Origin of the sequence: Sulfitobacter sp. TMED3, assembly GCF_002167505.1 — a bacterium.
In the GTDB taxonomy this organism is placed as follows: Bacteria; Pseudomonadota; Alphaproteobacteria; order Rhodobacterales; family Rhodobacteraceae; genus Sulfitobacter; species Sulfitobacter pontiacus.
Genome location: NZ_NHBI01000006.1, coordinates 24593 through 49836, shown reverse-complemented (window position 1 = coordinate 49836; position 25244 = coordinate 24593). Strand labels below are relative to the sequence as shown.

The following is a 25244-nucleotide window of genomic DNA, read 5'->3' as shown; positions in this document are numbered from 1 at the left end:
CAATTTACTGCGCGTCAGCTTATTTGGAAGGCGAAACTGGAAGCAAAGGTTCANCATGAACTGGATCAACAACTACGTCCGTCCTCGGATNAACTCCATCTTCTCGCGTCGCGAGACGCCGGACAATCTGTGGACGAAATGCGAAGAATGCGGCACCATGCTGTTCCACCGCGAGGTGTCGGACAACCTGAACGTCTGCACCAGCTGTGGTCACCACATGGCGATTACCCCGCGTGAACGCTTCAAGGCGCTGTTCGACGGCGGCATCTTTACCGANGTCAAAGTCCCCGCGCCGACNCCGGACCCTTTGCANTTNCGCGATCANAAGAAATNCCCCGACCGTCTGAAGGCCGCCCAGAAACAAACGGGCGAAGCCGAAGCGATGCTGGTCGCNACNGGNGAAATCGGCCGCACGCCGATCGTCGCGGCAGGTCAGGACTTCTCGTTTATGGCCGGGTCCATGGGCATGTATGTCGGCAACGCCATCATCGCCGCNGCTGAAAAAGCGGTTAAGCTGAAATGCCCGCTGGTNCTCTTCTCCGCNGCCGGNGGNGCGCGTATGCAAGAAGGCATCCTGAGCCTGATGCAGATGCCGCGCACCACCATCGCCGTGCAGATGCTGAAAGAAGCGGGGCTGCCCTATATCGTCGTTCTGACCCACCCCACGACCGGNGGTGTCACGGCGAGCTATGCGATGCTGGGNGATGTCCAGATTGCGGAACCCAATGCGCTGATCTGCTTTGCCGGNCCACGTGTGATTGAACAGACCATTCGCGANAANCTGCCCGAAGGCTTCCAGCGCGCCGAATATCTGCTGGACCACGGCATGCTGGACCGCGTNACNCCNCGCACCCAGATGCGGGACGAGTTGATCGANATCACGCGGATGCTGATGAAGCTGCCNCCCGCGGTGCGCGGCGATCTGCCTGCGCCNACCGAAGGCGGCGATATTGCCCATGCGCTGACGCCAGAACCCGATGCGGCCCCCAAAGCCGAAGCGGCGGAACCCAAGGCGAAATGACGCAGAANACATCGGATGCAGTGCTGGCGCGTATGATGGCGCTGCATCCCAAGATTATCGACCTGACGCTGGATCGCATGTGGCGGCTGCTGGACGCTTTGGGCAACCCCCAGAACGACCTGCCNCCNGTGATCCATATTGCNGGNACCAATGGTAAAGGATCGACACAGGCGATGATCCGTGCGGGGCTTGAGGCGGATGGCCACCGCGTCCACGCCTATACCTCNCCCCATCTGGCGCGCTTTCACGAACGCATCCGCCTTGCCGGAGAGCTGATTTCCGAAGCCGCGCTGACCGAGATGCTGGATGAATGTTNCGCCGCCAACAACGGCGAGAGCATCACTTATTTCGAGATCACGACCTGCGCNGCGCTNNTGGCCTTTGCCCGTACNCCGGCGGANTATACCCTGCTTGAGGTCGGCCTTGGCGGGCGTCTGGACGCNACCAATGTGATCGACCAGCCCGCATTGACCGTCATCACGCCGGTGTCGATTGATCACCAACAGTTTCTGGGCACGACCCTGCCGGAGATTGCGGGTGAAAAAGCCGGCATCATCAAACGTCGCGTGCCCTGCNTCGTCGGCCCGCAACAAGATGCCGCGCTCGAGGTGATAGAGACGCAGGCGGCACGCCACCACGCCCCCGTTTTTGCCTATGGTCAGCAGTGGCATGTGGCCCCCGAAGCGGGACGNATGGTCTNTCAGGATGACACGGGTTTGCTGGACCTGCCCAAGCCTAACCTGNTGGGCGCGCACCAGATTTCCAACGCCGGTGCGGCTTTGGCGGCANTGCGNCAATTGGGGGCCTCCGCGCAAGCNTGCGAGGCCGCTGTGACCCGCGCCGAATGGCCCGCCCGAATGCAACGTCTGCGTCACGGGCCGCTGATCGACGCAGCGCCGCAGGCAGAATTATGGCTGGACGGCGGGCATAACCCTGCTGCGGGCGACGCCATCGCGGCGGTGCTAGNAGACATGCCCGCCCGCCCCACATTCCTGATCTGTGGCATGTTGAANACCAAGGATATCGGCGGCTATCTGCGCCCNCTGGCCGGNCATGCAGAACAATTGTTCGCCGTCTCGATCCCCGGCGAAGCAGCAACGTTGCCGGCCACCGAAACCGCGCGCGCAGCGATCGACGTCGGCCTGACCGCGCAAGAGGCACCTNGCGTCGCCGAAGCGCTTGCAACCATTGTCGCGAAGGTGCCCCACGCGCGGGTATTGATCTGCGGNTCGCTCTATCTGGCAGGNGCAATTTTGCGGGAAAACGGATAGCCTTTTAACAATTAGAATTGGCTATATTTACGATTTGTAGGGAATTTGCGTCCTAAGGTCCGAGGGTAACATTTTTGCCTTTGGGGGGACCAATGCAATGACCAATACGTATCAGAATTTCCTTGCGCTGCGCAGGATGGTGTTCGGCCATCTCCGTCTGCTCGCAATCTTTGTCGGTGTGACCTTTATCGTCGATCANTGGCGATCTTCCGGGGGCCACGACNCCGCGCAGGGCTATGCCAATGGACAGGTGGCGTATCTGGCCTCCGGTGGGCCAGCCTTTGTGCCGCTGTCGCCTGCGACGCTGCTCAACAAGATGCACAAAGACGCTTCCTTTGACGTGGGCGATGCCGTCAGCGCGATCGTCCAATCGTTCGATGATAGCAAACGCGGCCAAGTGCTTGAATCCTACCTGATCTGGGCGATCAGCACGGAACGGTCGGACAGCTATATTGATACTTTGCTGAACAGCGCGGCGGCCAAAGGCGATTTCAAAGTACCACCGGCGCTTACGACAGCCTCTGGTGCGCTGGATACGGCAGGTTTGCTGACGGCGGTTGTTGTCGCNGAACGCAAGGCTTTGGCCGCCCGCCAGACTGACGGCGNTCAAGATCATGCTCGCGACGGGCGGCAGATCCGCCAGTCCGTCGCATTTTACCACGATCAGGCCGCGCCACTCTATCTGGCTGCAGTCGATCTNCAGCGGGATGGGTACGCCCCGGGGCGGCGGCGCAATTAAGCGCCCCAGCCTTCCCCCTGCATTTCGCGCAAACGCGATGCCGTACGCTCGAACTCGAAGGTGCCTTCCCCCTCCAGATATAGCATTTCGGGTTCGGCCGCGGCNGAGCAGATCAGCCTCACCTTAGCCTCGTATAACGCGTCGATCAGGGTCACAAAGCGTTTGGCTTCATTGAAGTTTGACCGGCCAAGACTGGGGATATCGTCCAGCATCAGCACGCGCACGGCCTCTGCCAATGTCAAATAATCTGCCGCCCCTAGGGGTCGACCACAAAGCGCGTGGAACTTGGCGCGGGCGACACCGTTGCGAAACTCCGGCACGACGACATCGCGCCCCTTCACCCGCAGGATCAGCTCCTCCCCCGGGCCGCCAGCCAGATCATCCCAGACGGCATTCATCGCGGCACGGCTCTCTGGGTTGACGGGGGTGAAATAGGATTTCGTACCCGCCAATCGGTCCTGTCGGTAGTCGCGCGGGCTGGCAAGCTCCATCACCTTCATCTTCTCTTTGATCAATTCGATGAAGGGCAGGAATATCTGGCGGTTCAGACCGTCTTTATAGAGGTCATCCGGTATCCGGTTCGACGTTGTCACCACCACCACACCAGCGGCGAAAAGTGCCTCAAAAAGCCGGCCAACGATCATGGCGTCGGTGATGTCGGTGATCTGCATCTCGTCAAAGGCCAGCAGCTTCACGCTATTCGCGACCTCGGCTGCGACTGGCGCAATCGCATCGTCGACGCCTGTTTTCCGCGCCTCATGCATCGCGCTGTGAATTTCCTGCATGAACGCGTGGAAATGCACCCGCCGCGTTGGCACATCGCCCATATTTGCCGCGAACATATCCATCAGCATCGACTTGCCGCGACCCACACCACCCCAAAGATACAGCCCCTGCGGTGGCTCGGGCGCGCGCTTGAAAAAGCCCTTTTTCTGCGGGGCCATCAAGGCGCTGCGAATGCGGTCAAGCTCTGGCAGTACGGCCTCTTGCGCGGGGTCCGGCGACAGGCTGCCGTCGGCAACGCGGTTATCGTAAATGGTGCGTAAATCGGTCATGCCTTTGGCTTACTATGTGCCACAGGCTTTGGGAAGAACCCCCGCAGGCCGATATGCGCGCAGTTTTGAAATTGACGGCCCCGGTTTCAAAGCTACGGTGGCGCCACGTGCTTCGGGGGTCATCATGGAGAAAAATACGTCAATCTTCACACCGGTGCTGATCGTCGGGTGTCTGATCATCATGGTCAGCTTTGCCGTGCGTGCCTCTTTTGGCGTCTTTCAGATCCCCATCGCGGAAGAGTTCGGCTGGCTGCGCTCCGAATTCTCGCTGGCGATCGCGATCCAGAACCTCGCCTGGGGCATCGGTCAACCGATCTTTGGCGCGATGGCCGAGAAGATCGGAGACCGCCGCGCCATTATCATCGGGTCCGTGGTCTATGCCGTGGGGCTGGTGCTGTCGGCCAATTCGGTGTCACCGATTGAACACCAAACCTATGCGTGGTTGGTGGGTTTCGGGATCGCGGGAACGGGCTTTGGCGTGATTTTGGCCGTGGTGGGCCGCGCCTCAACGGCCGAGAACCGGTCCATGTCGCTGGCCATTGCCACGGCGGCGGGCAGCGCGGGTCAGGTCTTTGGTGCGCCAGTGGCGGAATGGTTGCTGGGGTTCCTCAGCTGGCAGGCGACCTTCCTTGTCTTTGCGGGCGCGATCATGGCGATGTTGTTGACGCTGCCGTTGATGCGCGCCCCCGCGATGGCCAGCAAGGCCGAGCTGGAGGAAAGCCTGTCGCAAATCCTGGGCAAGGCGCTGCGCGACCCGACATTTACCTTCATCTTTATCGGCTTCTTTTCCTGCGGCTATCAGCTGGCCTTTATCACCGCGCATTTTCCTGCCTTCGTGACCGAACTTTGCGGTCCGATCCTTGCGGGTGGCGTGCTGCATAACATCGGGATCACAACAACCTCTGCCCTGGGTGCGGTGGCGATTTCCCTGATCGGTCTGGCCAATATCGCCGGAACATTGTTGGCGGGGTGGGCGGGCAAACGCTATTCCAAAAAGTACCTGCTGGCTGCGATCTATACCGGACGTACCGTGATTGCGGCGTTGTTTATCCTACTGCCGATCACGCCGGTGTCGGTCATCCTGTTCTCCATCGGGATGGGGGCATTGTGGTTGGCGACGGTGCCGCTGACCAGCGGGCTGGTCGCGCATATCTATGGGCTGCGCTATATGGGCACGCTNTATGGGATCGTGTTTTTCAGCCATCAGTTGGGCAGCTTTATGGGGGTCTGGCTGGGCGGGCGGATGTATGACGCTTACGGCGATTACACCGCCGTGTGGTGGATCGGTGTGGCCGTGGGCGCGTTTAGCGCGCTGATCCATTTGCCCATCCGCGAGAAGCGGTTGCCCGGGCTGGTGACGAGTTAATCTGTCGCCTTATCCGCCGTGTCGATATGTGCCTTGATCGCTGCAATGATCTGGGGCGCATGGGTATAGGGCAGGCCGTGGCCNGCGCCTTTGATCACCTCGTGTTCGGCGGCGCGGTTCCATTCGGCAAGGCTGCCGATGGCTGACGCGGGGATCACCTGATCATCCTGCCCCCAAAGCGCCAGCACAGGGATATCATGCGTCCGGATCGCGCGGTGTTCGTCCCGCAGCACATCCGCCAGAATACCGCGACGGCTGGCCAGCACCGCAGGAACATAGTGCTTNTAGTCNAGCTGTTCGGCCTGATGGTCGTGGATGTGGCGGACCTGTACGGGGATGTCACGTTCGGCCCTGATGCCGCGCCGGAAGGTCGGCGGGAACAGCGCCAGCATCAGCCAATCGCCGACCAGCGGGGTTTTGGCCATAAAGTCCACCAGCTTGTTCGGTGCCAGCCCCATCCCAGCGGGCGCCAGCAGGATCAGCCGTTCGACACGTTCGGGGAAAGCGGCGGCAAANCACGTCGCGATNGAGCCGCCCATGGAATANCCCANCAGGGTNAAGCTGCCGGTAACATCCTGATCTTCCAGCAGGTCTTGCAGCTGTTTGATAAAGAACTGGCGATCTTGCGGGCCAGACGGACGGTCAGAATAGCCGCGCCCGTAAAGGTCATAGGTCAGAGTCCGGTACCCCATCGACGCCAACCCGCGGGCGACCGCGCGCCAGACAATGCTGGGGGTGGTCAGCCCGTGGATGCAAACGACGACAGGGCCTTGAGCGGGGCCGGTCCACGCGTAATGGGTCACGCCGTCGGGCAGCTCTGCGAATTGGCCAAGGGCGCTGCCGCGGTCCGCGTCCTCCATTTCGGCACGGTTGCGTTCGATCACAAGCGGAATTGCGATGACCAGAGCCGCAATGAGAAGAAACCAGATCATCTGTGAGCGCGCCACCGGTCAAGGATATAGCGGCTGGTCATCAGGTCGAGATGTGCGCCGCCGCCGTTTTTGAACAGGGTGATGTCATCCTCTGACTGGCGGGTGAACGCGCCAAGATCATAGTAATCCGCGACGATGTCACTTGCGCTCAGCACACCTTGGGCCATCGGAATCTTCAGCTCACCGATATGTTCAACCGTGGTGTCGAGGCTGTCGACAAAGACCCGGGCACGGGTCAGCGCCGTATCATCCACCTCGCGCATGTCGGGGCGGTAGGCACCGATCAGGTCAAGGTGCTGGCCGGGTTGCAGCCACGCGCCCTTGATCAGCGGTTCGGTCGACATGGTGGCGCTGGTGATGATGTCCGCGTCGCGCACCGCGGCCTCAAGATCATCGGCAACGCGCAGCCCGTCGATATCACGTGCCATCGCCTGAGCATTGGGGGCGGATCGGTTCCACACCGTGAATTCGGCATCGGGAAACGCCGCCCGGTAGGCAGCGTGAAGCCCGCGCCCTTGGGTGCCCGCGCCGACGATCAGGATTTTGCGGCTGTCAGGGCGGGCAAGCCTGCGCGCGGCGAGCAGGCTGTCACCGGCGGTTTTCCATTTGGTCACGAGGTGAAAATCTACCAAAGCCTCGAGCGCGCCGTGATCATCCGCGTAAAGCGACACGCCGCCGTTCACCATCGGTGCCCCTTTGGCGGGGTTGTCGGGAAAGATGGTGGCGGATTTCACCGCCAAACCCAACCCGTCGATCCATGCGGCGCGGTTCAGCAAGGTGTCCTTGCCCCGATACAAAAACGTATCCGCGATTTCGGCGCGCGGCAGGTTGTGCCCCTCGGCCAGTGCGTCGGTCAGGCCGATCCAGTCCAGCAGCGCATCGCCGGCGTCGAAGGGGATGATGTCGAACTGGGTCATGCGGCCTCTGCTTCGGTCAACAGCCCCGCAGCGACGAGCCTGTCAGCCCAGCCGTCCGGCCCGGTGAAATGATGGGTCTGCCAGCCGCGGGCGTTGGCGGCGTTGATATTGTCGATACGGTCGTCGGTGAACAAAAGCGCGTCGCCGGACAGGCCCGATCCTTCCTCGAGCGCTGCATAGATCGCGGGGTCGGGTTTGATCATACCCATATGACCCGAGATGAAATCGCGATCAAAGGCGCGCAGGAAAGGGTAGTGTTCTGCCGCATGATCATAGGATTGGATGCCGAAATTGGTCAGTGAAAACACCGGCACGCCCTTGGCCTGCAGCGCCTCTTTCAGCCTGAGAGAGCGGGGGATCACGGGGGCGGCCATTTCGATCCAGCGATCATGCCACATGCGGATCTCATCGCGCCAGGCGGGGTTGGCTTCGGCGGCGGCATAGATCGTGTCGGTGAAATGCTGGCCGCTATCGACAAGNTCGTTCATGCCGTGCAGGTCCACCTCGGCGAACATGGCGCGGCGGCGGTCCTCTCCGATNACGGAGTCATAGAACCGTTCGGGCTGCCATTCGATCAGCACATTNCCGATGTCAAAGACGACTGCCGCTGGTTTCATGTGCTCTTCCTTTTGCCGGGTCGNTGGGGGCACCTGCGCCGCCCTTGCCCTATCGTTGTGCCGCGCGAAGCTCGCGTTCTAGCGCGTCCAGAAAACGGGAGCGGTCGGCCTTTGTAAACCCTTTGCCGCCGCCCTGGCGAAACGGGTCCGCGGCACGCAGGTCGGCCATCAAATCACGCGTNGCCAGCACATTGCCAATATTGGCTGCGGTCAGNGCTTCNCCNTTGTGTTTCAGCACCCGCGCGCCGGCTTCGACGCAGCGNGCGGCAAGNGGAATGTCGCCGGTCACCACGACGTCACCGGGGCCGCAGCGTTCGGCGATCCAGATGTCGGCGATGTCGGGGCCNTCNGGGACAATCACGGTTTCGACCAGCGGGTTCTGCGAGGGNCGCAGCCCGCCGTTGGACACCACAAACATCCGCACCTTGTGGCGGGTGGCGACGCGTTCCGCCTCTGCCTTCACGGGGCAGGCGTCCGCGTCGATATAAAGCACCGTCATCGCCGNGCCCTATCGNGCATAAAGCGCATCGGCGTGGAAGGCGATGTGGTCTTCCATGAAGGTCGAGATNAAGAAATAGCTGTGATCATAGCCCGGCTGCATNCGCAATGTGGCGTTCTGGCGGGCTTTCGCNATCGCNTCGGCCANTGCTTCGGGTTTCAGCAGNTCAAGGAATTGGTCATCNGTGCCCTGATCAATGAGGATCGGCCCGTCAAAGCCGCGTTCCGCCATCAAAAGCGTCGCGTCATGTTTGGCCCAGGTNGTCTCGTCACTGCCCAGATAGGCTGCCAGNTGTTTGCGGCCCCAGTCACTGCTGGTTGGATGCGCAATCGGCGCGAAAGCCGAGACCGAGGTAAAGCGCCCCGGCAGGTTCATCGCCAGCGTCAGCGCCCCGTGCCCGCCCATGGAGTGGCCGCAGATCGCCTGCCGGTCCATNTCCAGNGCGAAGTTTTCANCCAGCAGCGCCGGCAGNTCGTCGGCGATATAGTCCCACATCTGGAAATGCGGTGCCCANGGGTCTTGGGTGGCGTTCACATAGAAGCCCGCGCCCTTGCCCAGATCATAAGCGTCGTCGTCGGCCACATCCTCNCCGCGGGGGGAGGTGTCGGGAAAGACCACCGCGATNCCGTGTTCCGCGGCCCATGCCTGCGCCCCCGCTTTGGTCATCGCGTTTTCATGGGTGCAGGTCAGCCCCGACAGGAACCACATCAAGGGCACCGGGCCCTGCTGCGCCTCTTCGGGCAGGAACAGCGCAAAGGTCATGTCGCAGTTGCAGGCGGTGGAACGGTGGGAATAGACGCCTTGGGTGCCTCGGAAGCTGGCGTTTTCGGAAATCGTTTTCATCGGGCGTCTCCTGTGTCTGGTTGGTCTATGGCTATCGGCCCTCGGTCTGCGCGGCAAGGGCAGGACGCTGCGCTGGCTGAGTATTTGCGAAAGGGTGAAGGCTAAAGCGCGGTGACCCACGCGATGACAAGGCTGACGCTGAGGATGCTGAGCAGTGTCGAGACAAGGATTGCGGCAGACACCCGTTGCGGTCCGACGTTATAATGTTGGGCCAGCATATAGACATTGCCCGCGACCGGCAGCGCGGCGGTGGCGATGATCACGCCCGCCTTATACGGATCGACGTTGAACANCCACAGCGCGGCAAANNCNACAAAGGCCGGATGCAGCACGAGTTTGCAAAACGACAGCCAGCCCGCGACATGCAGCTTCTCCGCCGATTTCGTCGCCAGCGACGCCCCGATGGCAAAAAGCGCGCCGGGNGTCGCGGCNCCGCCGAGGATGGCNAGAAATTCGTTCATCGGATCAGGGATCGGGATCTGAAGGCCGGACCAGATAAAGCCAAGGGTCATGGCGACGATCATCGGGTTTTTCACCAGCCCCACGGAAATCGTGCGCANNGCGCGCAGGCTCAGCTGACCATCGCGCGCNCCGGTGATCAGGATCACGATGAGGCTGGAAAACACGATCAGATCCACCGCCAGGGCCAGCACGACGGGGCCGATTGCCTCTGCCCCGAGCAGCAGGGTCAGCATGGGCACGCCGAGGAAGCCGGTNTTGCCGATCACNGCNCATTGGGCCTCCATCGCGGTGGCGGGGACATCGAGGCGGCGCAGAAAGCCTGTCAGCGTTGCGATGCCATAGACAAAGCCNGTGCCCCATAGATAGGCCGCGACNAGGCGGCTGTCCCANACCTCGGCCAANGANAGGTTGGCGGAAAAGCGGAACAGCATGGCAGAGAGGGCGAANTAGAAGACGAATTTGGTCAGATAGGCCGTGGCCTCTGCNGTGAAGAACCGCGTGCGCCCGGCCCAATAGCCCAAGCCGATCAGCGCGAAAAAGGGAAGTGTCTTGAGAAAGATCGCCAGCATGTGAAATTGGTAGCGGCTGCCTGTGCTTCGTGCAACGGGGCAACAGTGCTGTGACGCAAATACACAGGCTTTGGGGTGGGGGGGCTGCATTTGGGACTTGGAACTGAACGGTTCAGTTTATACTCTGCCTTTCAAACTGCCGGAGCCTTCATGACCAGTGACCAGACCAAGGTTCGTAAGGGCCGTAAATTCGATCAGGTTCTTGCGGGGGCGCGTGATGTCTTNATGGCGGACGGGTTTGAGGGCGCGAGCGTTGATGCGATTGCCCGTGCCGCCGGNGTGTCCAAGGCGACGCTTTACAGCTATTTTCCCGACAAACGCCTGTTGTTCATGGAGGTCGCCGATACCGAATGTGCCCGCCAGTCGCGGCAGGCTTTCGACAGTATCGACACAGATGCGCCGCCGCGTGTGGTGCTGGGGCTGGCCGGTCGGCATCTGCTGGGGTTCATCACATCGACCTTTGGTCAGCAGATGTTTCGTCTGTGTGTGGCCGAATGTGACCGGTTCCCCGAGCTTGGCCAGCGTTTTTACAACTCTGGCCCAGCTGTGGTCCGGCGCGAGATGGCGGGGTATTTCGAGACCGCTGTCGCGCGTGGGCAGCTGCGTATGGAGGACCCGCTACTGGCGGCCGACCAATTCGGAGAGCTTTGCAAGGGGGATGTCTGGCTGCGACTGACCTTTGGGATCATCGACAGGATTTCTCAGGCAGAGATCGACCGCGTGGTAGACAGCGCGGTCGATGTATTTCTGGCGCGCTACGCGGCTTAGCCCTTGGGCCGGTTGTCGATAATCCGCACCGCTTTGCCTTCGGAACGGGTGATGGTGTTCACATCGCCCACGTCGATCATCACGCTGATGCCTACGGTTTCCTTGATCTGCGCGGCCAGCTGCTGTGCCGCTGTTTGCCGGGCGGCATCGTCGACGGTGGTGTCGACACATTCGCACAGCACCCGCATCTGATCCATGCGGTCGGGCTTGCTGAGCTCGATCTGGAAATGCGGGGCGAGACCGGGGGTGGCCATCAGCGCCTCTTCGATCTGGGTGGGGAAGACGTTGACGCCGCGCAGGATGATCATGTCGTCGCTGCGGCCGGTGACTTTCTCCATCCGGCGCATGCTGCGGGCGGTGCCGGCGAGCAGGCGGGTCAAATCGCGGGTGCGGTAGCGGATGATGGGAAACGCCTCTTTGGTGAGCGAGGTAAAGACCAGCTCCCCCTGTTCGCCGTCGGCCACGGGCTGTCCGGTTTCGGGGTTGATGACCTCGGGGTAGAAATGATCCTCCCAGATGTGCAAACCGTCTTTGGTTTCGACACATTCGCAGGACACGCCGGGGCCCATAATCTCGGACAAACCATAGATATCGACAGCGTGCATATCAAACGCCTGTTCAATCTCGAGCCGCATGGCATTGGTCCAGGGTTCGGCCCCGAAGATACCCACTTGCAGCGAAGACTGGCGCGGATCGATGCCCTGACGCGCGTATTCATCCAGGATCGACAGCGCATAAGAGGGTGTGACCGTGATGCCGTCGGGTTTGAAATCCTCGATCAGGCGGACCTGTCGCGGGGTCATCCCGCCCGAGATCGGTACGGTGCTTAGCCCAAGGCTATCTGCCCCCAGATGCACCCCCAACCCTCCGGTAAACAGCCCGTAGCCATAGGCGTTATGCAGCATGTCGCCGGGTTTCAGCCCTGCCGCGCGCAAGGACCGCCCCATGACACTGCCCCAATTGGCGAGGTCATTCTTGGTGTAGCCCACGACCGTCGGCTGGCCGGTGGTGCCCGAGGACGCATGGATGCGCGCCAACTGGTCGCGGGGCACGGCGAACATGCCGAAGGGATAGTTGTCGCGCAGGTCGGTTTTCACGGTGAAGGGGAATTTCGCCAGATCGCTTAGGTCGTTCAGATCGTCGGGGTGGACCCCTGCTGCATCGAAGCTTTGACGGTAGAAGGGGACATTCGCATAGGCGTGGTGCAGGGATTTTTTCAGCCGCTCTAATTGCAGGGCGCTGATTTCATCGCGGCTGGCAAGCTCGATCGGGTCAAGCGACGATCGGGCAGGCGTGAGGTCTTTCATGGGGTCATTTCCTCCTCGAAATGGTGGCCTTTGATGGTGCGTGACAGGCCACGGAACAAGGCGATGGTGCGCCCGTCCTCCCCCGTGACTGTCACGTCATAGACGCCGGAGCGTCCGGTTCTGGATTGTTCGCGCGCCGCCGCGTGCAGCCGTTCGCCAGCCTTCCCCGGTGCGAGGTAGGAAATCTGGTTCTGCTGGGCGACGGCAAGCTGGTTGTAGCTGTTGCAGGCGAAGGCAAAGGCGCTGTCGGCGAGGGTGAAGATATACCCGCCGTGGGCGATGCCGTGGCCGTTCAACATGGCCGGGGTGACCACCATCGACAGATCCGCCGTGCCGGGGGCGATATGGTCGATGCGCATCCCCAAAGCCTGGCTGGCCGTATCGGTGGACCACATGGCAGCGGCGGATTTTTCGGCGCGGAGTTGCGGGGTCATGGCGAGCCTTTATGTTTCACAATTTGGATGCTTGCACAGATAATGTAACGCTTTCAAGAGAATTGATCGGCGGCTCTCTTGATTTGAGCGGCGAAGGGCGCAACTGTCAAAACATGACAGTGCATATTCATCCCTCACACCCGCAGAATGAACGCGCGCCCGAACAGGTTTCCTTTCACCGGACGGAGCTTGGCCCGATCCTGTCGCTCTATGGGCGCATGGTCGCAGCGGGGGAATGGCGCGACTATGGAATCTCTTCGCTGCGCGAGGTCGCGGTGTTTTCGATCTTCAGACGCACTGCAGAGATGCCGCTTTACCGGATCGAGAAACGTCCCAAGCTGCGGTTGAAGCAAGGGATGTACGCGGTGATCGGGGCCAATGGGCAGGTGCTGCGCCGCGGTCAGGATCTGGCTGCCGTGCTGCGCGTGCTGGAACGCAAGATGATCCGCGCCGTCGACACCTAGACCGCCGCGCCGGCCGAGGGGGCGGACGGATTTAAGGCCATTTGGAAGGGCTGAGCCGTTTGTGCCCGGTCAGCGGGCCGTCGGTTGTGGCGATACGGGTCAGTGCGTTCTGGATGGGTTCGCGGGTGACGGCCATATGATGCGCATTGGCGTGGATCATGGTGGCGGGGTCGAGGACCAGCGCCACATGGCCTTTCCAGAACAGGAGGTCATTGCGTCGGATGTCGCGCGGGACGGGGCCTGCACCTGCCACGGGGTCGGCAAAGCTGGTCTGCTGCTGGTCGCTGTCACCGGGGCAGGGAATGCCACAGGCGAGGAAGGCGGCCTGAACGAGGCCCGAGCAATCGATCCCCCAGCGGCTGTTCCCGCCCCAGAGGTAGGGCGTGCCGAGAAACAGCTCCGCGACGGCGGCGGGGTCCGGGAAAGCGTGCGGCAGCGGGGCGAGGTGCTGGGTCGGGATATGGCCAAGCGAGGTCTGGGCAAATCGGCCTTCCGTTCCAGTCACCATAACGCGGCTGCCAAAGCTGAGGCGGCTGACATCCGGTGATTTCAGATCGGGACGCGCATAGGCGTGGGTGGCGGGTGCGGTGACGACGTGAGTCGGGGGGACCGCAGGGCCGATGGCGGTTTCGGATATGTAACCGCAGTAGTTGTCCTTGGTCAGTTGCACATAGGCGGTGCCATCGGTGCGATCCAGCACGGTCAGCGCCTCACCCAAGAGCGCTTGCCGGTCGCGGGGGCCGTCGGGGCTGCGGTTCAGATCAACGACCGGCAGGGTGATCTGCGCCGCTGTCTTTTCGGTGATCCGCTCGGGGTCGGGATGCAGGCGTCGGTCGGTCATTGTGACAAGATCGCCCCGAGGCTGGCATGCAGCGCGCGTGTGGCCTGACCCACGCCGCCTTTGGCGCGGGCAGGGGCGGCGCTTGGTTGCCAGCCGTAGATGTCGAAATGCGCATAGGGGCTGTCGGTGACGAAGCGACGCAGAAACAGCGCGGCGGTGATACAGCCTGCGAACCCGCCAGAGGGGGCGTTATCCAGATCAGCGATACCGGGTTCGATCAGCGGCTCGTAGGGCGTGTGGAAGGGCATGCGCCAGACGGGGTCGGCGTGGGTGGCGGCAGCGGATTCCAACGCGGCGACGAAATCGGGATCGTCGCTGAAATAGGGGGCCAGATCGGGGCCCACGGCGACTCGTGCGGCACCGGTCAGCGTCGCCATAGAGATAATCTGATCGGGCTTGTCCTCGTCCGCCAGTGCCAGCGCATCGGCCAGCACCAACCGGCCTTCGGCATCGGTATTGTTGATCTCGACCGTGAGGCCCTTGCGCGAGGTCAGGATGTCTTGGGGGCGGAAAGCATTGCCGGAGACCGAATTTTCAACCGCGGGGATCAGCACGCGCAGTTGCAGGTCCATCCCCGTGGCCATGATCATATGCGCCAGACCCAGTACCGCCGCCGCGCCACCCATGTCCTTTTTCATCAAGCCCATCGACGCGCCGGGTTTCAGGTTCAGCCCACCGGTGTCAAAACACACGCCTTTGCCCACCAGCGTCAGCTTTTTCCCGGTTTTGCCCCAGGTCAGGTCGATCAGCCGGGGCGCGCGGTCGGCGGCGCGGCCGACGGTATGGATCAGCGGCAGGTTCTGTGCCAACAGATCGTCGCCCGTGATGACAGAGATCTGCGCCCCGTGTTGATCTGCCAGTTTACGTGCTGCGGCTTCCAGATCGGGCGGGCCCATATCCGAGGCAGGCGTGTTGATCAGGTCGCGCGTCAGCATTTCCCCTTCGGCGAGGGCGCGGATGTGATCGGCGTCGATCCCAGCGGGCGCAACAAGGCGGGCGGCCATCGGCGATTGCGTGGCATAGCGGTCAAACCGATAGGACGCGAGCAGCCACCCCAGAGCCTCCACCGCGAGCTCTGCCGCGGGCAGGTCGGCGTGCAGGTCATAGTCGCCCTTGGGCAGCTTTGCCGCGGCACCTGCCAGATGGAAGCGCCCCCGTTTGCGGGCGCTGGCCGTACCGTAGCCCGCCAGAGCCATGCGCAGCGCGCCATCTTCGCCCGGCAGCGACAACGCCTGCCCCAACGCGCCGGTAAACCCCTGTGCCGCGACCCAAGTGCGTGTGGCATCGGATTGCCCGTCGAGCCAGTCAGGCAGGGCATCGGACGCAATCAGATGCAGCGGGATCGCAGCGGCGGAGGGATCGGCGAAGAGAGCGGACATAGGGCTGGGCCTTTCGTGCGTGATAGTCGCGCGCAGCCTAGACGTATCCTGTGGCGCTGCAAGCCCGTCAAAGGGTCACATCCTGCGTGTCCCAGATCGCGGTCAGCGACCGTTCGCCGATGCGGATCAGCCGTGTGAGCGTCGCCCCGATCGCGACGTGACTGTTCTGGTCGATCGCGCAGATCACATCCCCCGCGACGTTTGCCAGCTTTTGCAGCCCCACCTGTTCGGCAATCGCAATCAGCGACCGGCAGTTTTTACGCAGCTCAAGCCAGTTGGATGCCTGATACAGACGGTCGCAGTGGGACATGCGCAGGGCCAATTCCTCCATCGCGCGACAGACGACATCTTCGGCCCCTGATTCACCCAGTTGGTCATACAGGATACCCAGACGTTCCTGATCTACGCGGACTTGTTCGACTGGCCGCATTTGCAATACATACATTAGAGTCACCTCATCATTACGCCCCCACAGCGCATCTGCACTATGTCGGCCAATTGATGTCCAATTCGTTTACGGCCGTGTGCGTTTTCGCTCGAATACGATGCGAATTCAGAGTAATTTGGTTAAAATTTAGTAAAGGCGAGACAGAGATGGATAACGCGAAACCGCTCCCGAATTATCTGGTTCAACGGTATCACGGATGGAAAGCAACCAGTTACGCTGAAAACGAGTCGTGGTACCGCCGTCTGGCCACCGACGGGCAGCATCCGCGTGCGATGATCATTTCGTGCTGCGACAGCCGCGTGCATGTAACATCGATCTTTGGGGCGGATCAGGGTGAATTCTTTATTCACCGTAATATCGCCAACTTGGTGCCACCTTACCAGCCTGACGGGCAGCAGCACGGTACGTCGGCCGCGGTTGAATATGCGGTTCAGTCGTTGAAAGTTGCGCATGTTATCGTGTTGGGTCACTCCAGCTGTGGCGGTGTGCAGGGCTGTCTGGACATGTGCAAAGGCAACGCGCCAGCGCTGGATGCCAAAGACAGTTTTGTCGGTCGGTGGATGGATATCCTGCGCCCGAAGTACGATGCGGTATCGGACATCGAAGACCCGAAAGAGCAGGCGCGCCAGCTTGAGAAACACGCTGTTATGACCTCTCTTGAGAACCTGATGACGTTCCCCTTTGTGGCGCAGCAGGTCAAAGCGGGAGAGCTGACGTTGCACGGCCTGTGGCACAACATCGGCGAGGGCGGGCTTGAGTGCTATAGCGCCGATAAAGAGATGTTCCGGCCCGTATAATGGGCTGGTCTGACAGGGACGGTTCCGGCGGCACCTGCGCGTGATCGTTCCTGCGCTTTTGCTGACCGTGTCGATCATTGGTACGGTCATCGCGACCTCCCAGCCGGTTTGGGGGGATCTGGTTTTGCTGGCGGGGCCTTGTGCCATCGCCAGCGCCATCTTGCTCCTGCGCGAGGCGCGGGTCTGGCTGGCGGGGCAATCCCGGCGCAGTGCCCGTGGGGCGGTGGTGATTGACGGGTCAAACGTCATGTATTGGTGGGGCGGCACGCCGCTGATCACGCCCGTGCAGGACGTGGTGCGGACCCTGAAAGACCTTGGCTTCAAGACAGGCGTGGTCTTTGATGCCAACGCAGGGCATCTGCTGACGAACGCTTACAAAGATGATGCGGCGCTGGCGGCGATGCTGAAGCTGCCGGTGGATCAGGTGATGGTCGTGCCAAGCGGATCGCCGGCCGATCCCTTCATCCTGACCGCCGCGCGCGAGATGGGGGCGGTTGTCGTGAGCAATGACCGCTACCGTGACTGGGCCGATGACTTTCCCGAGGTGCTGCGACGCGGACATCTGATCAAGGGTGGATACCGGCAACAAGAGCTGTGGTTCGACTTTGCCACGCTGTCAGACGAACAGAGCGCCGCCTGATGGCCAAAGCGCCCGCGGCAGCGTTGATCTGAACATGCCGGACATGAAAAAGGCCAGCGCATCGCACTGGCCTTTCCCAACATAAAGATCAGGGGGCGCTTAGCCTTTTTTCAACACTTCGCGGCCCAGCAGTTCCGCGATCTGCACGGCGTTCAATGCGGCACCTTTGCGCAGGTTGTCGCTGACACACCACAGGTTCAGACCGTTGTCGATCGTGCTGTCCTGACGGATGCGGCTGATGAAGGTTGCGAAATCGCCCGCACATTCAACGGGGGTGACATAGCCACCGTCTTCGCGCTTATCGATCACCATGATACCGGGGGCTTCGCGCAGGATGTCGCGGGCCTCGTTCTCGTCCAGATGCTCTTCGAACTCGATGTTGATCGATTCGGCGTGGCCCACGAAGACCGGAACGCGGACACAGGTCGCTGTGACCTTGATTTTGGGATCGACGATTTTCTTCGTCTCTACCATCATCTTCCACTCTTCTTTCGTGTCGCCGCTGTCCATGAAGACGTCGATATGCGGGATCACGTTAAAGGCGATCTGTTTGGTGAATTTCTTCGCGGGCTTGTCGTCGGTGGGGTTGTAGATCGATTTGGTCTGGTCCCACAGTTCGTCCATGCCGTCTTTGCCCGAACCGGACACCGACTGGTAGGTCGACACGACAACACGTTTGATCGTGGCGCGGTCGTGCAGCGGCTTGAGCGCGACAACCATCTGCGCGGTCGAGCAATTCGGGTTCGCGATGATGTTTTTCTTGGAATAATCGTGGATCGCGTCGGCGTTCACCTCTGGCACGATCAGCGGGATATCGGGATCGTAGCGGTACAGAGACGAGTTATCGATGACCACGCAACCGGCCTTGGCGGCCTTGGGCGCGTATTTTTTGGTCGCTTCCGAACCGACGGCGAACAGCGCCATATCCCAGCCCGTGAAGTCGAACGTATCCAAGTCTTTCGTCTTGAGCGTCTTGTCGCCAAAGCTGACTTCGGATCCCATAGACTTGCGCGAGGCAAGTGCCACGATTTCATCTACAGGGAAGTGGCGCTCGGCCAGAATGTTCAGCATTTCACGGCCCACATTGCCTGTGGCACCCGCGATGACGACGCGATAACCCATCTTAAAACTCCAATACTAAAATGTGATGGTGCGGGCCTCTTATACCGCTTGGGCCCGCGGGGGAAGGGGGCGTGGCCTATTCGCCTGTATCGCGGGAAAACAGGTAGACGAACAGACCCGCTGCCATGAGCCCGGCAAACAGGGTGAAAATCATCACATAGGGGGCCTGCGCGGTGACGGCGGGCTGGCTGGCCGCATAGACGCGGCCCGACAGGAACTGCGCCACGCCAACGCCACCAATGCTGCACAGGTTCAACAGGGTCATGCCCCGCCCGACCAGCTGCGGCGGCATAAAACTGCGGCCGTGGGCGATGATCACCGCATAGGTCGCGCCAAAGAAACCGACAGCGGCCATCAGCGCGGTGGCAAGAATGATGCCACTGTCGGGGAAAAGCATAAGCGCCACCAAGGCCGCAAGGTTCAGCGCCGTGCCCCCGACAATCACCCATTTTGTGCTGCCGATCACGCGGTCCAGCGGGCCATAGGCGAGGCTGCCTGCCACCATCGCGATGCCCATCAACAGGGTCGCCCAGCCGATCTGGTGAGCGTTCGCGGCAAAGACATCCTCGAAATAGGGACCGATCCAGAGCCCGCGCAACGCGCCGACCTGGGCGTAGCTGACGCTCATGATGGGAAAGATGAACCACAGCGCCTTGATCTTGAACACGCCAAGAAGGCTGCCGCGTTGCTCCCCTTCGGGGGTGGCGGGGTCGCGCACGACGCTCCAGATGCCAACCGCCGTGAGCGTGGTGATGGCGCAAAGCCCCCAAAGAGACGCGCGCCAGCCGATCGTTTCCGCCGCAATCGCCATCGGATAGGATGCGACGAGATTGCCAAGCGTGCCGATGCCCACCATGACAGAGGCGAGCACGACAAAGCGGCTTGGTGCGAATTCACGTGCAAAGATATAGTAGGCTCCCATCAACACCGGCGCACAGCCGATCCCGATCAGGACCATCGCCAGATTGATGTGCAGCGGCTGCGTTGCCACTGCGAACAAAGCCGCCCCGCCGCCCCCGCCCACCAGCAGCAAGCTGGCCGCCGTGCGCCGCGGCCCGACTGTATCCAGCGCCCATCCCACAGGCAGTTGCATCGCCGCAAAGGAGAAGAACCACAGCCCCGACGCAAAGGCGAGGTCTTCGGGCGTGGCCCCCAGATCAACGCGCAGTGACGGGCTGAGCACGGCCAGAAAGGCACGGAAAAACTGGCTGAGCACATAGCCCAGCCCCAACAAAGCTACCCCGCGCGTCATGTCAGTGTGTCACGCCATTTGCCCGCAAGCGCTTGCGCCGCGTGGCTGAGCAGCAGAACATCCGCCCCGACCGCAACAAACTGCGCCCCGGCCTCAAGCGCGTCGCGGGTCATGTCGTCGTGGGTCGACAAGATGCCCGGTGCCTTGCCCGCCGCGTGTACCTTGTGCAGCGCGGTCATGATCGCGTCTTGTACCTCGGGGTGGAGCGCATTGCCCATGTACCCCATATCAGCCGCCAGATCCGCAGGGCCGATGAACACGCCGTCGATCCCGTCGACCGCGAGGATCGCATTCAGGTTCTCAAGGCCTTTCACGCTTTCGACCTGCACCAGCAGGCAGATCTCATCATCCGCCGTGGTGCCGTAATCCGCGATCTGCGAGAAACGCGCGGCACGGGTCAGCGCATAGCCGACACCGCGGTCGCCGTGAGGCGGATAGGTGACATCGCGCACCAGCTGGCGGGCTTGATCGGCATTGTCCACCATAGGCACCAGCAGGGTCTGCGCCCCCGCATCCAGCATCTGTTTGATCAGATAGGTCTCNCCCACGGGGACGCGNACGACNGGATGGCTGTCAGAGGCTTCAAGCACCTGAAGCTGCGCCATGATAGAGCGCAGGTCGTTCGGCGCGTGTTCNCCGTCGATCACCAGCCAGTCAAAACCGGCGGTCCCCATCAGTTCGGCGCTATAGGTGTCCGCAAGACCCAGCCAGCAGCCAAAGACGGTNTCGCCTTGTTTCAAAGCCTGTTTGAANGCGTTGAAGGGGGCTGGCATGGGCATGATCCTTGGTGCTGTTTCGGCGTACCCTAGGGTCAAGCATNACGGAGTGTCCAGAGGGGGCGCTGCCCCCGCCCGCGCAGACGTTTGCTTAACCCGCCGCCATGTCGGCAACAGTGGGCAGCGGGGCGACGGCGCCGTAGCCCTGGACAGACAGCGCAGAGGCCGCGACGGCGTAGTGGCANGCGGCTTCGGGGGTGTCGCCTTTTGACAGGCGGGTCAGGAAGGCCCCGTCGAAACAGTCTCCGGCACCTGTGGCGTCGACGGCTGTGACCNGAACGCCGGGNATATGCGTTATCGTTCCGGCGTGCCCCAGAAGCGCGCCGTCCTCTCCGAGGGTCAGGGCGACNANGTCCGGCCCCATTTCGTGAAACGCCCGCACNATGTCTTCGGGGGTGTCCAGNCCCGTAATCTGGCGCGCGTCATCCAGACCCGGCAGCGCGATATCCGCCAGNCCGANCGCTTGGGTAATCACGGAACGGGCTTGCTCAAGGGGCCAGAGCGCCAGCCGCAAGTTCGGATCGAAAGACACCTGCCGTCCGGCCGCCCGTGCGATACGCATCGCCTCCAGACCGGCATCGCGCGCGCTGGCACTGATCGCCAGAGTGATGCCGGACAGATGGGTGAACCGGGCGCGCNCTATGGCGTCAACAGGCAAGCTGTCTGCGGTCATTCNGCTGGCAGCAGACCCTGCGCGGCGATACTCGAACCGGTGCCCATCNGACCCGTGCCGCACGAAGTAGAGCCCCGTCGGGGCCGATGCGTCCGTCGCAACGCAGGAGGCATCGACGCCCTCGCGGCNCCAAAGATTGCGAAGCTCTTGCCCGAAACNGTCGTCGCCCACGCAGGTTGCAATGGCGCTGCGCGCGCCGAGACGGGCAGCGGCNATGGCGACGTTNGACACGTCACCACCGAACCCCTGATGCCACTGCGTCCCGTTGATCTGGTTGAACTCGACCAGCGGTTCGCCNATGCAGATNATATCNAAGTCGCGCATGGGTNAGTGGTTGTTGCGCGGCAGGCCGCGGCTNGTGATGTCGCGGTATTCGGTAGCGCCTTCAAAGACCATNCCTTCGGAGAAGGGGCGTACTTTCTCGCGGAAGATCTCTTGCCANGGGGATTGGCTTTCNGGCTGCGCATAGCCCCCCGCAGCGTCNAGNGCNGCGCGGCGCGCGGCAAGNTCGNTTTCNTCCAGCAGCACNTCNACGCGGCGCTGTTTCAGGTCGATNCGGATCGGATCGCCGTCTTGCAACAGCGCAAGCCCGCCCCCATCCGCAGCTTCGGGCGATGCATTNAGGATCGACGCGGAGCCAGAGGTGCCCGACTGCCGCCCGTCGCCGATACACGGCAGGGCGCGGACGCCCTGTTTGATCAGATAGCTTGGCGGGCGCATGTTCACCACCTCGGCCCCGCCGGGATAGCCCTTGGGCCCTGCGCCACGCATCACCAGAACACTGTCNTCGGTCAGCCCCAACGCGGGGTCATCGATGCGGGCGTGAAAGTCTTCTGGTCCGTCGAATACCGCGACACGGCCTTCAAANGCCTCTTGTGCGTTCGAGAAATAGCGCGCCCGAAAGCCCGCGTCGATGGCAGAGGTTTTCATCAAGGCGCTGTCGAACAGGTTGCCGCGCATGTTCAGGAAACCNGCATTGGGTTTCAACGGTGACGCCGCGCGGCGGATCACATCCTCATCAAGGATCGGCGTGTCGGTGTAGAGTTCGGCGATCGTTTGACCGGTTACAGTCAGCGCATCGGGATGTGGCAAAAGCCCGGCCCGCAACAATTCACCGATCACAGCGGCTGTGCCCCCCGCTCGGTGGAAGTCTTCGCCCAGATAGGTGCCGACCGGCTGCATATTGACGAGGAGTGGCACGGCGTGGCCGAATTCCTCCCAGTCTCCGTTGCTCAGCGCGATGCCAAGATGCGCGGCGATGGCATTGAGGTGGATCGGCGCGTTTGTTGAACCGCCAAGGGCGGAGTTGACGACAATGGCATTCTCGAAGGCTTCGCGGGTCATGATCTGGGCCGGGCGCAGGTCTGCATGGACCATATCAACGATACGTTTTCCCGTATGATAGGCCGCTTGCCCGCGTTCGCGGTAAGGTGCGGGGATAGAGGCAACGCCGGGCAGCTGCATACCCANAGCCTCTGACAGGGAGTTCATCGTCGACGCGGTGCCCATCGTGTTGCAGAACCCGACCGAGGGGGCGGAAGAGGCCGCGATCTCGAGGAATTCTTCGGCGTCGATTGTGCCGGCCGCCAGCTCTTGCCGCGCCTGCCAGATCACCGACCCCGATCCTGCACGTTCGCCNCGGTGCCAGCCGTTCAGCATCGGCCCGACCGAAAAGGCCAGGGCGGGCATGCCCACCGTGGCCGCTGCCATCAGCAGCGCCGGCGTGGTTTTGTCACAGCCAATGGTCAGCACGACGCCGTCGATCGGGTAGCCATACAGGCTTTCGACGAGGCTAAGATANGCGAGGTTACGGTCCAGCATCGCGGTCGGACGCTTGCCGGTTTCCTGGATAGGGTGCACCGGAATTTCCATCGGGATGCCTCCGGCGGCGATGATCCCGTCGCGGGTCCGTTTGGCCAGCTCGATATGGTGGCGGTTGCANGGGCTCAGGTCGCTGCCNGTCTGCGCGATCCCGATCACCGGCTTGCCTGACCGCAGTTCTTCAAGCGTGAGCCCGTAGTTCAGGTAGCGTTCAATATANAGCGCGGTCATCTCCGGATCGTCGAGATTGTCGAACCACTTACGGGAGCGCAGAGATTTGGTGTCGGTCATAATTCGTCTTTCAGCGGCCGGTCACGCCAGGGAAGGCAATGAGAATAGCGAGCGCGAGGATTTGAAGGGCAATGAAGGGCAGGAGAGAGCGGAAGATCTCTCCCAAAGAGATATCGGGTGGTGTCACCGACTTGAGATAGAAGGCGGCGGGACCAAAGGGCGGCGACAGGAAGCTGACCTGCATGTTCATGGCGAAGACCACACCGAACCACACAGGATCAAGACCAAGATCGCGAATGATCGGGACAAAGATCGGCATGGTCAGCAGCGCAATCCCTACCCAGTCCAGAAACATCCCAAGGACAAAGAGGATCGCCATCATGAACAAGACAATCACGGTNGGATTGTCGGACACGCCGGTGATCAGGTTAGAGACAAAGGTGATGCCNCCCATCAGGTTAAAGACCCCGACCAGTGCCGAGGCACCGATCCCGATCCAGACGATCATCCCGACGGTCGCGAGGGTCCGCTTGGCCGCGCCCACCATCAGCTCTGTGGTGAATTCGCCGCGGATCATCGTGGACAGGGTCACGCCGATCACCCCGATGGCAGAGGCTTCGGTGACNGAGGCAATGCCGCCATAGATCGACCCCAGCACAAAGATCACCACCATGATTGGCAAGATCAACCCTTTGAGCAGACGCATCTTCTCGGCTGTCGAGGTCTCGTCCGGTTCCGGGATCGGGGCGATGTCGGGGTTCATNTAGGCCCGCACCAGCACGTAGATGATATAGAAGCTTGCCAGCATCAGACCGGGCAGGAAGGACGCGGTGAACAGATCCCCGATAGAGACGGACGCCGTCAGACCATAGATGATCAACACGATGGACGGGGGCACCATTGTCCCCAAGGCCCCGCCCGCGCAGCATACGCCGATGGCCAGACGCCGGTCATANCCAAGCCGCANCATCTGGGGNAGNGCCAGCAGACCCAGCAGCACCACCTCGCCCCCGATGATGCCGGACATNGCNGCCAGCACCACGGCGACCAGCAAAGTCTGGATCGCGATGCCGCCCCGCAGACGGCCACCGACCACGCGCATGGCGTCGAACAGATCGCGTGCAATGCCCGACCGATCNAGGATCGCGGCCATCAATACGAACATCGGTACGGANACGAAGACGAANGAATTGACGAAGCTGAAGATGCGGCTGGTGATCAACGGCACGGCCATNGGNCCGAACCAGCCAAGCGCAAAAATCAGCGCCACGAGCAGGGTCACGAAAGCCAGTGGCATGCCGGTGATCAGCAGCAGGAACAAGGTGACGAACATCGCCCCTGTCGCCACTTCGATCCCCATGGCCTTAAAGTCGAACAGCGCTGTGAGAAGGTCCATCACCGGTCCTGTTTTGTCATGTAGTTCCAAGCAAGCACAGCGAACTGCACGGCCATGACCACGAGAATTGTAAAGAGAAAGATTTTAAGCATCCCCGGCGTGGGNGGATCCCATGCGCTGCCNCTGCTTTCCAGCCGGATCGCNCCGGTTGGCGTCCAGACCGCACGCACAAGGCTTTGCCATGCGGCCCAGCCGAAGAAGGCNGTCGCCACGAGGCAGACCAGCGAAATCACCACATTGAAAATGCGCCGCCACGGGGCTGANAGGTAATCNTAGATCAGGACCACACGGATATGCGCATCCCGCGATACCACATANAGNCCCCCGTAAACAAANGCGGTGGCNTTCAGAAAGATCACCGTCTCATGCGCCCAGATCGTCGGGGCGTCNAANACATAGCGCAAGACCACCTCGATCCCNAGGATCGCGGCAGAGGCGAGGATCGCAAAGGCAAAAAGGATGCCGATCCGGTCGATGCCGCGCCCTAGCAGCCCGGCCTCTGGGATCGCCCCCTTGGGTGCGTCAATATCCACGGGTGCGCTGGCCGCGACGTTGGGATCTGTCCTGTCTTGCATNTGCCCCTCCCGAGCGTTCACCCCTCNGG

The 25244-nt window shown here is 61.8% G+C and carries 25 protein-coding genes and 1 pseudogene; 7 read left to right on the top strand and 19 right to left on the bottom strand.

Annotation, left to right across the window (positions count from 1 at the left end):
- The first annotated feature begins 55 nt into the window (after positions 1–55).
- Both accD and CBB63_RS02620 read left to right on the top strand, forming a co-directional pair.
- Entirely contained in the window at positions 56–1021 is a 966-nt protein-coding gene (accD, locus tag CBB63_RS02625; protein ID WP_286698038.1) for an acetyl-CoA carboxylase, carboxyltransferase subunit beta, read from the top strand.
- A complete protein-coding gene (locus tag CBB63_RS02620; RefSeq protein ID WP_286698037.1) occupies positions 1018–2292 on the top strand; it encodes a bifunctional folylpolyglutamate synthase/dihydrofolate synthase in 1275 nt (424 codons plus the stop codon). The genes accD and CBB63_RS02620 overlap by 4 nt, the downstream gene beginning before the upstream one ends.
- 735 nt (positions 2293–3027) lie before the next feature.
- On the opposite strand, the gene zapE is transcribed toward CBB63_RS02620, so the two are convergent.
- The gene (gene zapE / locus CBB63_RS02610; protein WP_074636470.1) at positions 3028–4086 is read right to left on the bottom strand and encodes a cell division protein ZapE; all 1059 of its coding nucleotides are present in this window, start codon (positions 4084–4086) and stop codon (positions 3028–3030) included.
- Positions 4087–4210: 124 nt separating this feature from the next.
- Between zapE and CBB63_RS02605 the strand changes: the two genes are divergently transcribed.
- Positions 4211–5452: an MFS transporter gene (locus CBB63_RS02605; RefSeq protein ID WP_009825556.1), complete on the top strand. Its 1242-nt coding sequence runs from the start codon at positions 4211–4213 to the stop codon at positions 5450–5452.
- On the opposite strand, the gene CBB63_RS02600 is transcribed toward CBB63_RS02605, so the two are convergent.
- The 6 genes from CBB63_RS02600 to CBB63_RS02575 all read right to left on the bottom strand — a co-directional run bounded on the left by CBB63_RS02600 (position 5449) and on the right by CBB63_RS02575 (position 10291).
- Positions 5449–6312 (bottom strand): alpha/beta fold hydrolase, encoded by an 864-nt coding sequence (locus CBB63_RS02600; RefSeq protein WP_502695847.1) that lies wholly within the window; start codon positions 6310–6312, stop codon positions 5449–5451. The genes CBB63_RS02605 and CBB63_RS02600 overlap by 4 nt on opposite strands.
- Positions 6313–6380: 68 nt before the next feature.
- The gene (locus tag CBB63_RS02595) at positions 6381–7301 is read right to left on the bottom strand and encodes an ornithine cyclodeaminase family protein (RefSeq protein ID WP_286698034.1); all 921 of its coding nucleotides are present in this window, start codon (positions 7299–7301) and stop codon (positions 6381–6383) included.
- Positions 7298–7918, bottom strand: a complete 621-nt coding sequence (locus CBB63_RS02590) for an HAD family hydrolase (RefSeq protein WP_286698033.1) — start codon at positions 7916–7918, stop codon at positions 7298–7300. Before CBB63_RS02590 ends, CBB63_RS02595 begins: the two co-directional genes overlap by 4 nt.
- 49 nt (positions 7919–7967) lie before the next feature.
- Positions 7968–8417: a YaiI/YqxD family protein gene (locus tag CBB63_RS02585; protein ID WP_286698032.1), complete on the bottom strand. Its 450-nt coding sequence runs from the start codon at positions 8415–8417 to the stop codon at positions 7968–7970.
- A 9-nt stretch (positions 8418–8426) separates the two neighbouring features.
- Positions 8427–9260: an S-formylglutathione hydrolase gene (gene fghA / locus CBB63_RS02580; RefSeq protein ID WP_286698031.1), complete on the bottom strand. Its 834-nt coding sequence runs from the start codon at positions 9258–9260 to the stop codon at positions 8427–8429.
- Between the two features lie 101 nt (positions 9261–9361).
- Positions 9362–10291, bottom strand: coding sequence for an AEC family transporter (locus tag CBB63_RS02575; RefSeq protein ID WP_286698030.1), 930 nt, complete (start codon positions 10289–10291; stop codon positions 9362–9364).
- A 150-nt stretch (positions 10292–10441) separates the two neighbouring features.
- Here CBB63_RS02575 and CBB63_RS02570 point away from each other — a divergent pair, with 150 nt between their 5' ends.
- Entirely contained in the window at positions 10442–11059 is a 618-nt protein-coding gene (locus tag CBB63_RS02570; RefSeq protein WP_286698029.1) for a TetR/AcrR family transcriptional regulator, read from the top strand.
- Here CBB63_RS02570 and paaK read toward each other — a convergent pair.
- Together paaK and paaI are read right to left on the bottom strand one after the other, a co-directional pair.
- Positions 11056–12366, bottom strand: coding sequence for a phenylacetate--CoA ligase PaaK (gene paaK / locus CBB63_RS02565; protein WP_286698028.1), 1311 nt, complete (start codon positions 12364–12366; stop codon positions 11056–11058). The genes CBB63_RS02570 and paaK overlap by 4 nt on opposite strands.
- Positions 12363–12800, bottom strand: a complete 438-nt coding sequence (gene paaI, locus CBB63_RS02560) for a hydroxyphenylacetyl-CoA thioesterase PaaI (protein ID WP_286698027.1) — start codon at positions 12798–12800, stop codon at positions 12363–12365. Before paaI ends, paaK begins: the two co-directional genes overlap by 4 nt.
- A gap of 113 nt (positions 12801–12913) precedes the next feature.
- On the opposite strand from paaI, the gene CBB63_RS02555 reads away from it, so the two are divergent.
- Positions 12914–13264, top strand: a complete 351-nt coding sequence (locus CBB63_RS02555) for a DUF2794 domain-containing protein (protein ID WP_037953992.1) — start codon at positions 12914–12916, stop codon at positions 13262–13264.
- Between the two features lie 31 nt (positions 13265–13295).
- Here the strand turns inward: CBB63_RS02555 and CBB63_RS02550 are convergent, their stop codons facing one another.
- The 3 genes from CBB63_RS02550 to CBB63_RS02540 all read right to left on the bottom strand — a co-directional run bounded on the left by CBB63_RS02550 (position 13296) and on the right by CBB63_RS02540 (position 15929).
- A complete protein-coding gene (locus CBB63_RS02550; RefSeq protein ID WP_286698026.1) occupies positions 13296–14105 on the bottom strand; it encodes a C40 family peptidase in 810 nt (269 codons plus the stop codon).
- Positions 14102–15484: a leucyl aminopeptidase family protein gene (locus CBB63_RS02545; protein WP_286698025.1), complete on the bottom strand. Its 1383-nt coding sequence runs from the start codon at positions 15482–15484 to the stop codon at positions 14102–14104. Before CBB63_RS02545 ends, CBB63_RS02550 begins: the two co-directional genes overlap by 4 nt.
- A gap of 67 nt (positions 15485–15551) precedes the next feature.
- Entirely contained in the window at positions 15552–15929 is a 378-nt protein-coding gene (locus CBB63_RS02540) for a hypothetical protein (RefSeq protein WP_005850435.1), read from the bottom strand.
- 149 nt (positions 15930–16078) lie between these two features.
- Here CBB63_RS02540 and CBB63_RS02535 point away from each other — a divergent pair, with 149 nt between their 5' ends.
- A complete protein-coding gene (locus tag CBB63_RS02535) occupies positions 16079–16729 on the top strand; it encodes a carbonic anhydrase (RefSeq protein ID WP_286698024.1) in 651 nt (216 codons plus the stop codon).
- A gap of 40 nt (positions 16730–16769) precedes the next feature.
- A complete protein-coding gene (locus tag CBB63_RS02530; protein ID WP_037942652.1) occupies positions 16770–17369 on the top strand; it encodes an NYN domain-containing protein in 600 nt (199 codons plus the stop codon).
- Between the two features lie 99 nt (positions 17370–17468).
- On the opposite strand, the gene CBB63_RS02525 is transcribed toward CBB63_RS02530, so the two are convergent.
- The 7 genes and pseudogenes from CBB63_RS02525 to CBB63_RS02495 form a co-directional block, all read right to left on the bottom strand.
- On the bottom strand, positions 17469–18491 hold the full coding sequence (locus CBB63_RS02525) for an aspartate-semialdehyde dehydrogenase (RefSeq protein ID WP_005850430.1): 1023 nt from the start codon (positions 18489–18491) through the stop codon (positions 17469–17471).
- Between the two features lie 76 nt (positions 18492–18567).
- Complete coding sequence (locus CBB63_RS02520) at positions 18568–19743, bottom strand: MFS transporter (RefSeq protein ID WP_286698023.1); 1176 nt, start codon at positions 19741–19743, stop codon at positions 18568–18570.
- Positions 19740–20516 (bottom strand): aldolase/citrate lyase family protein, encoded by a 777-nt coding sequence (locus CBB63_RS02515; RefSeq protein ID WP_286698022.1) that lies wholly within the window; start codon positions 20514–20516, stop codon positions 19740–19742. The genes CBB63_RS02520 and CBB63_RS02515 overlap by 4 nt, the downstream gene beginning before the upstream one ends.
- A 94-nt stretch (positions 20517–20610) precedes the next feature.
- The gene (locus CBB63_RS02510) at positions 20611–21516 is read right to left on the bottom strand and encodes a sugar kinase (RefSeq protein WP_286698070.1); all 906 of its coding nucleotides are present in this window, start codon (positions 21514–21516) and stop codon (positions 20611–20613) included.
- A 6-nt stretch (positions 21517–21522) separates the two neighbouring features.
- A pseudogene (locus CBB63_RS02505) lies at positions 21523–23304 on the bottom strand (IlvD/Edd family dehydratase); the annotation flags it as partial.
- A 10-nt stretch (positions 23305–23314) separates the two neighbouring features.
- The gene (locus CBB63_RS02500) at positions 23315–24640 is read right to left on the bottom strand and encodes a TRAP transporter large permease (protein WP_286698021.1); all 1326 of its coding nucleotides are present in this window, start codon (positions 24638–24640) and stop codon (positions 23315–23317) included.
- Positions 24640–25215 (bottom strand): TRAP transporter small permease subunit, encoded by a 576-nt coding sequence (locus CBB63_RS02495; RefSeq protein WP_286698020.1) that lies wholly within the window; start codon positions 25213–25215, stop codon positions 24640–24642. The genes CBB63_RS02500 and CBB63_RS02495 overlap by 1 nt, the downstream gene beginning before the upstream one ends.
- Between the last annotated feature and the right edge of the window lie 29 nt (positions 25216–25244).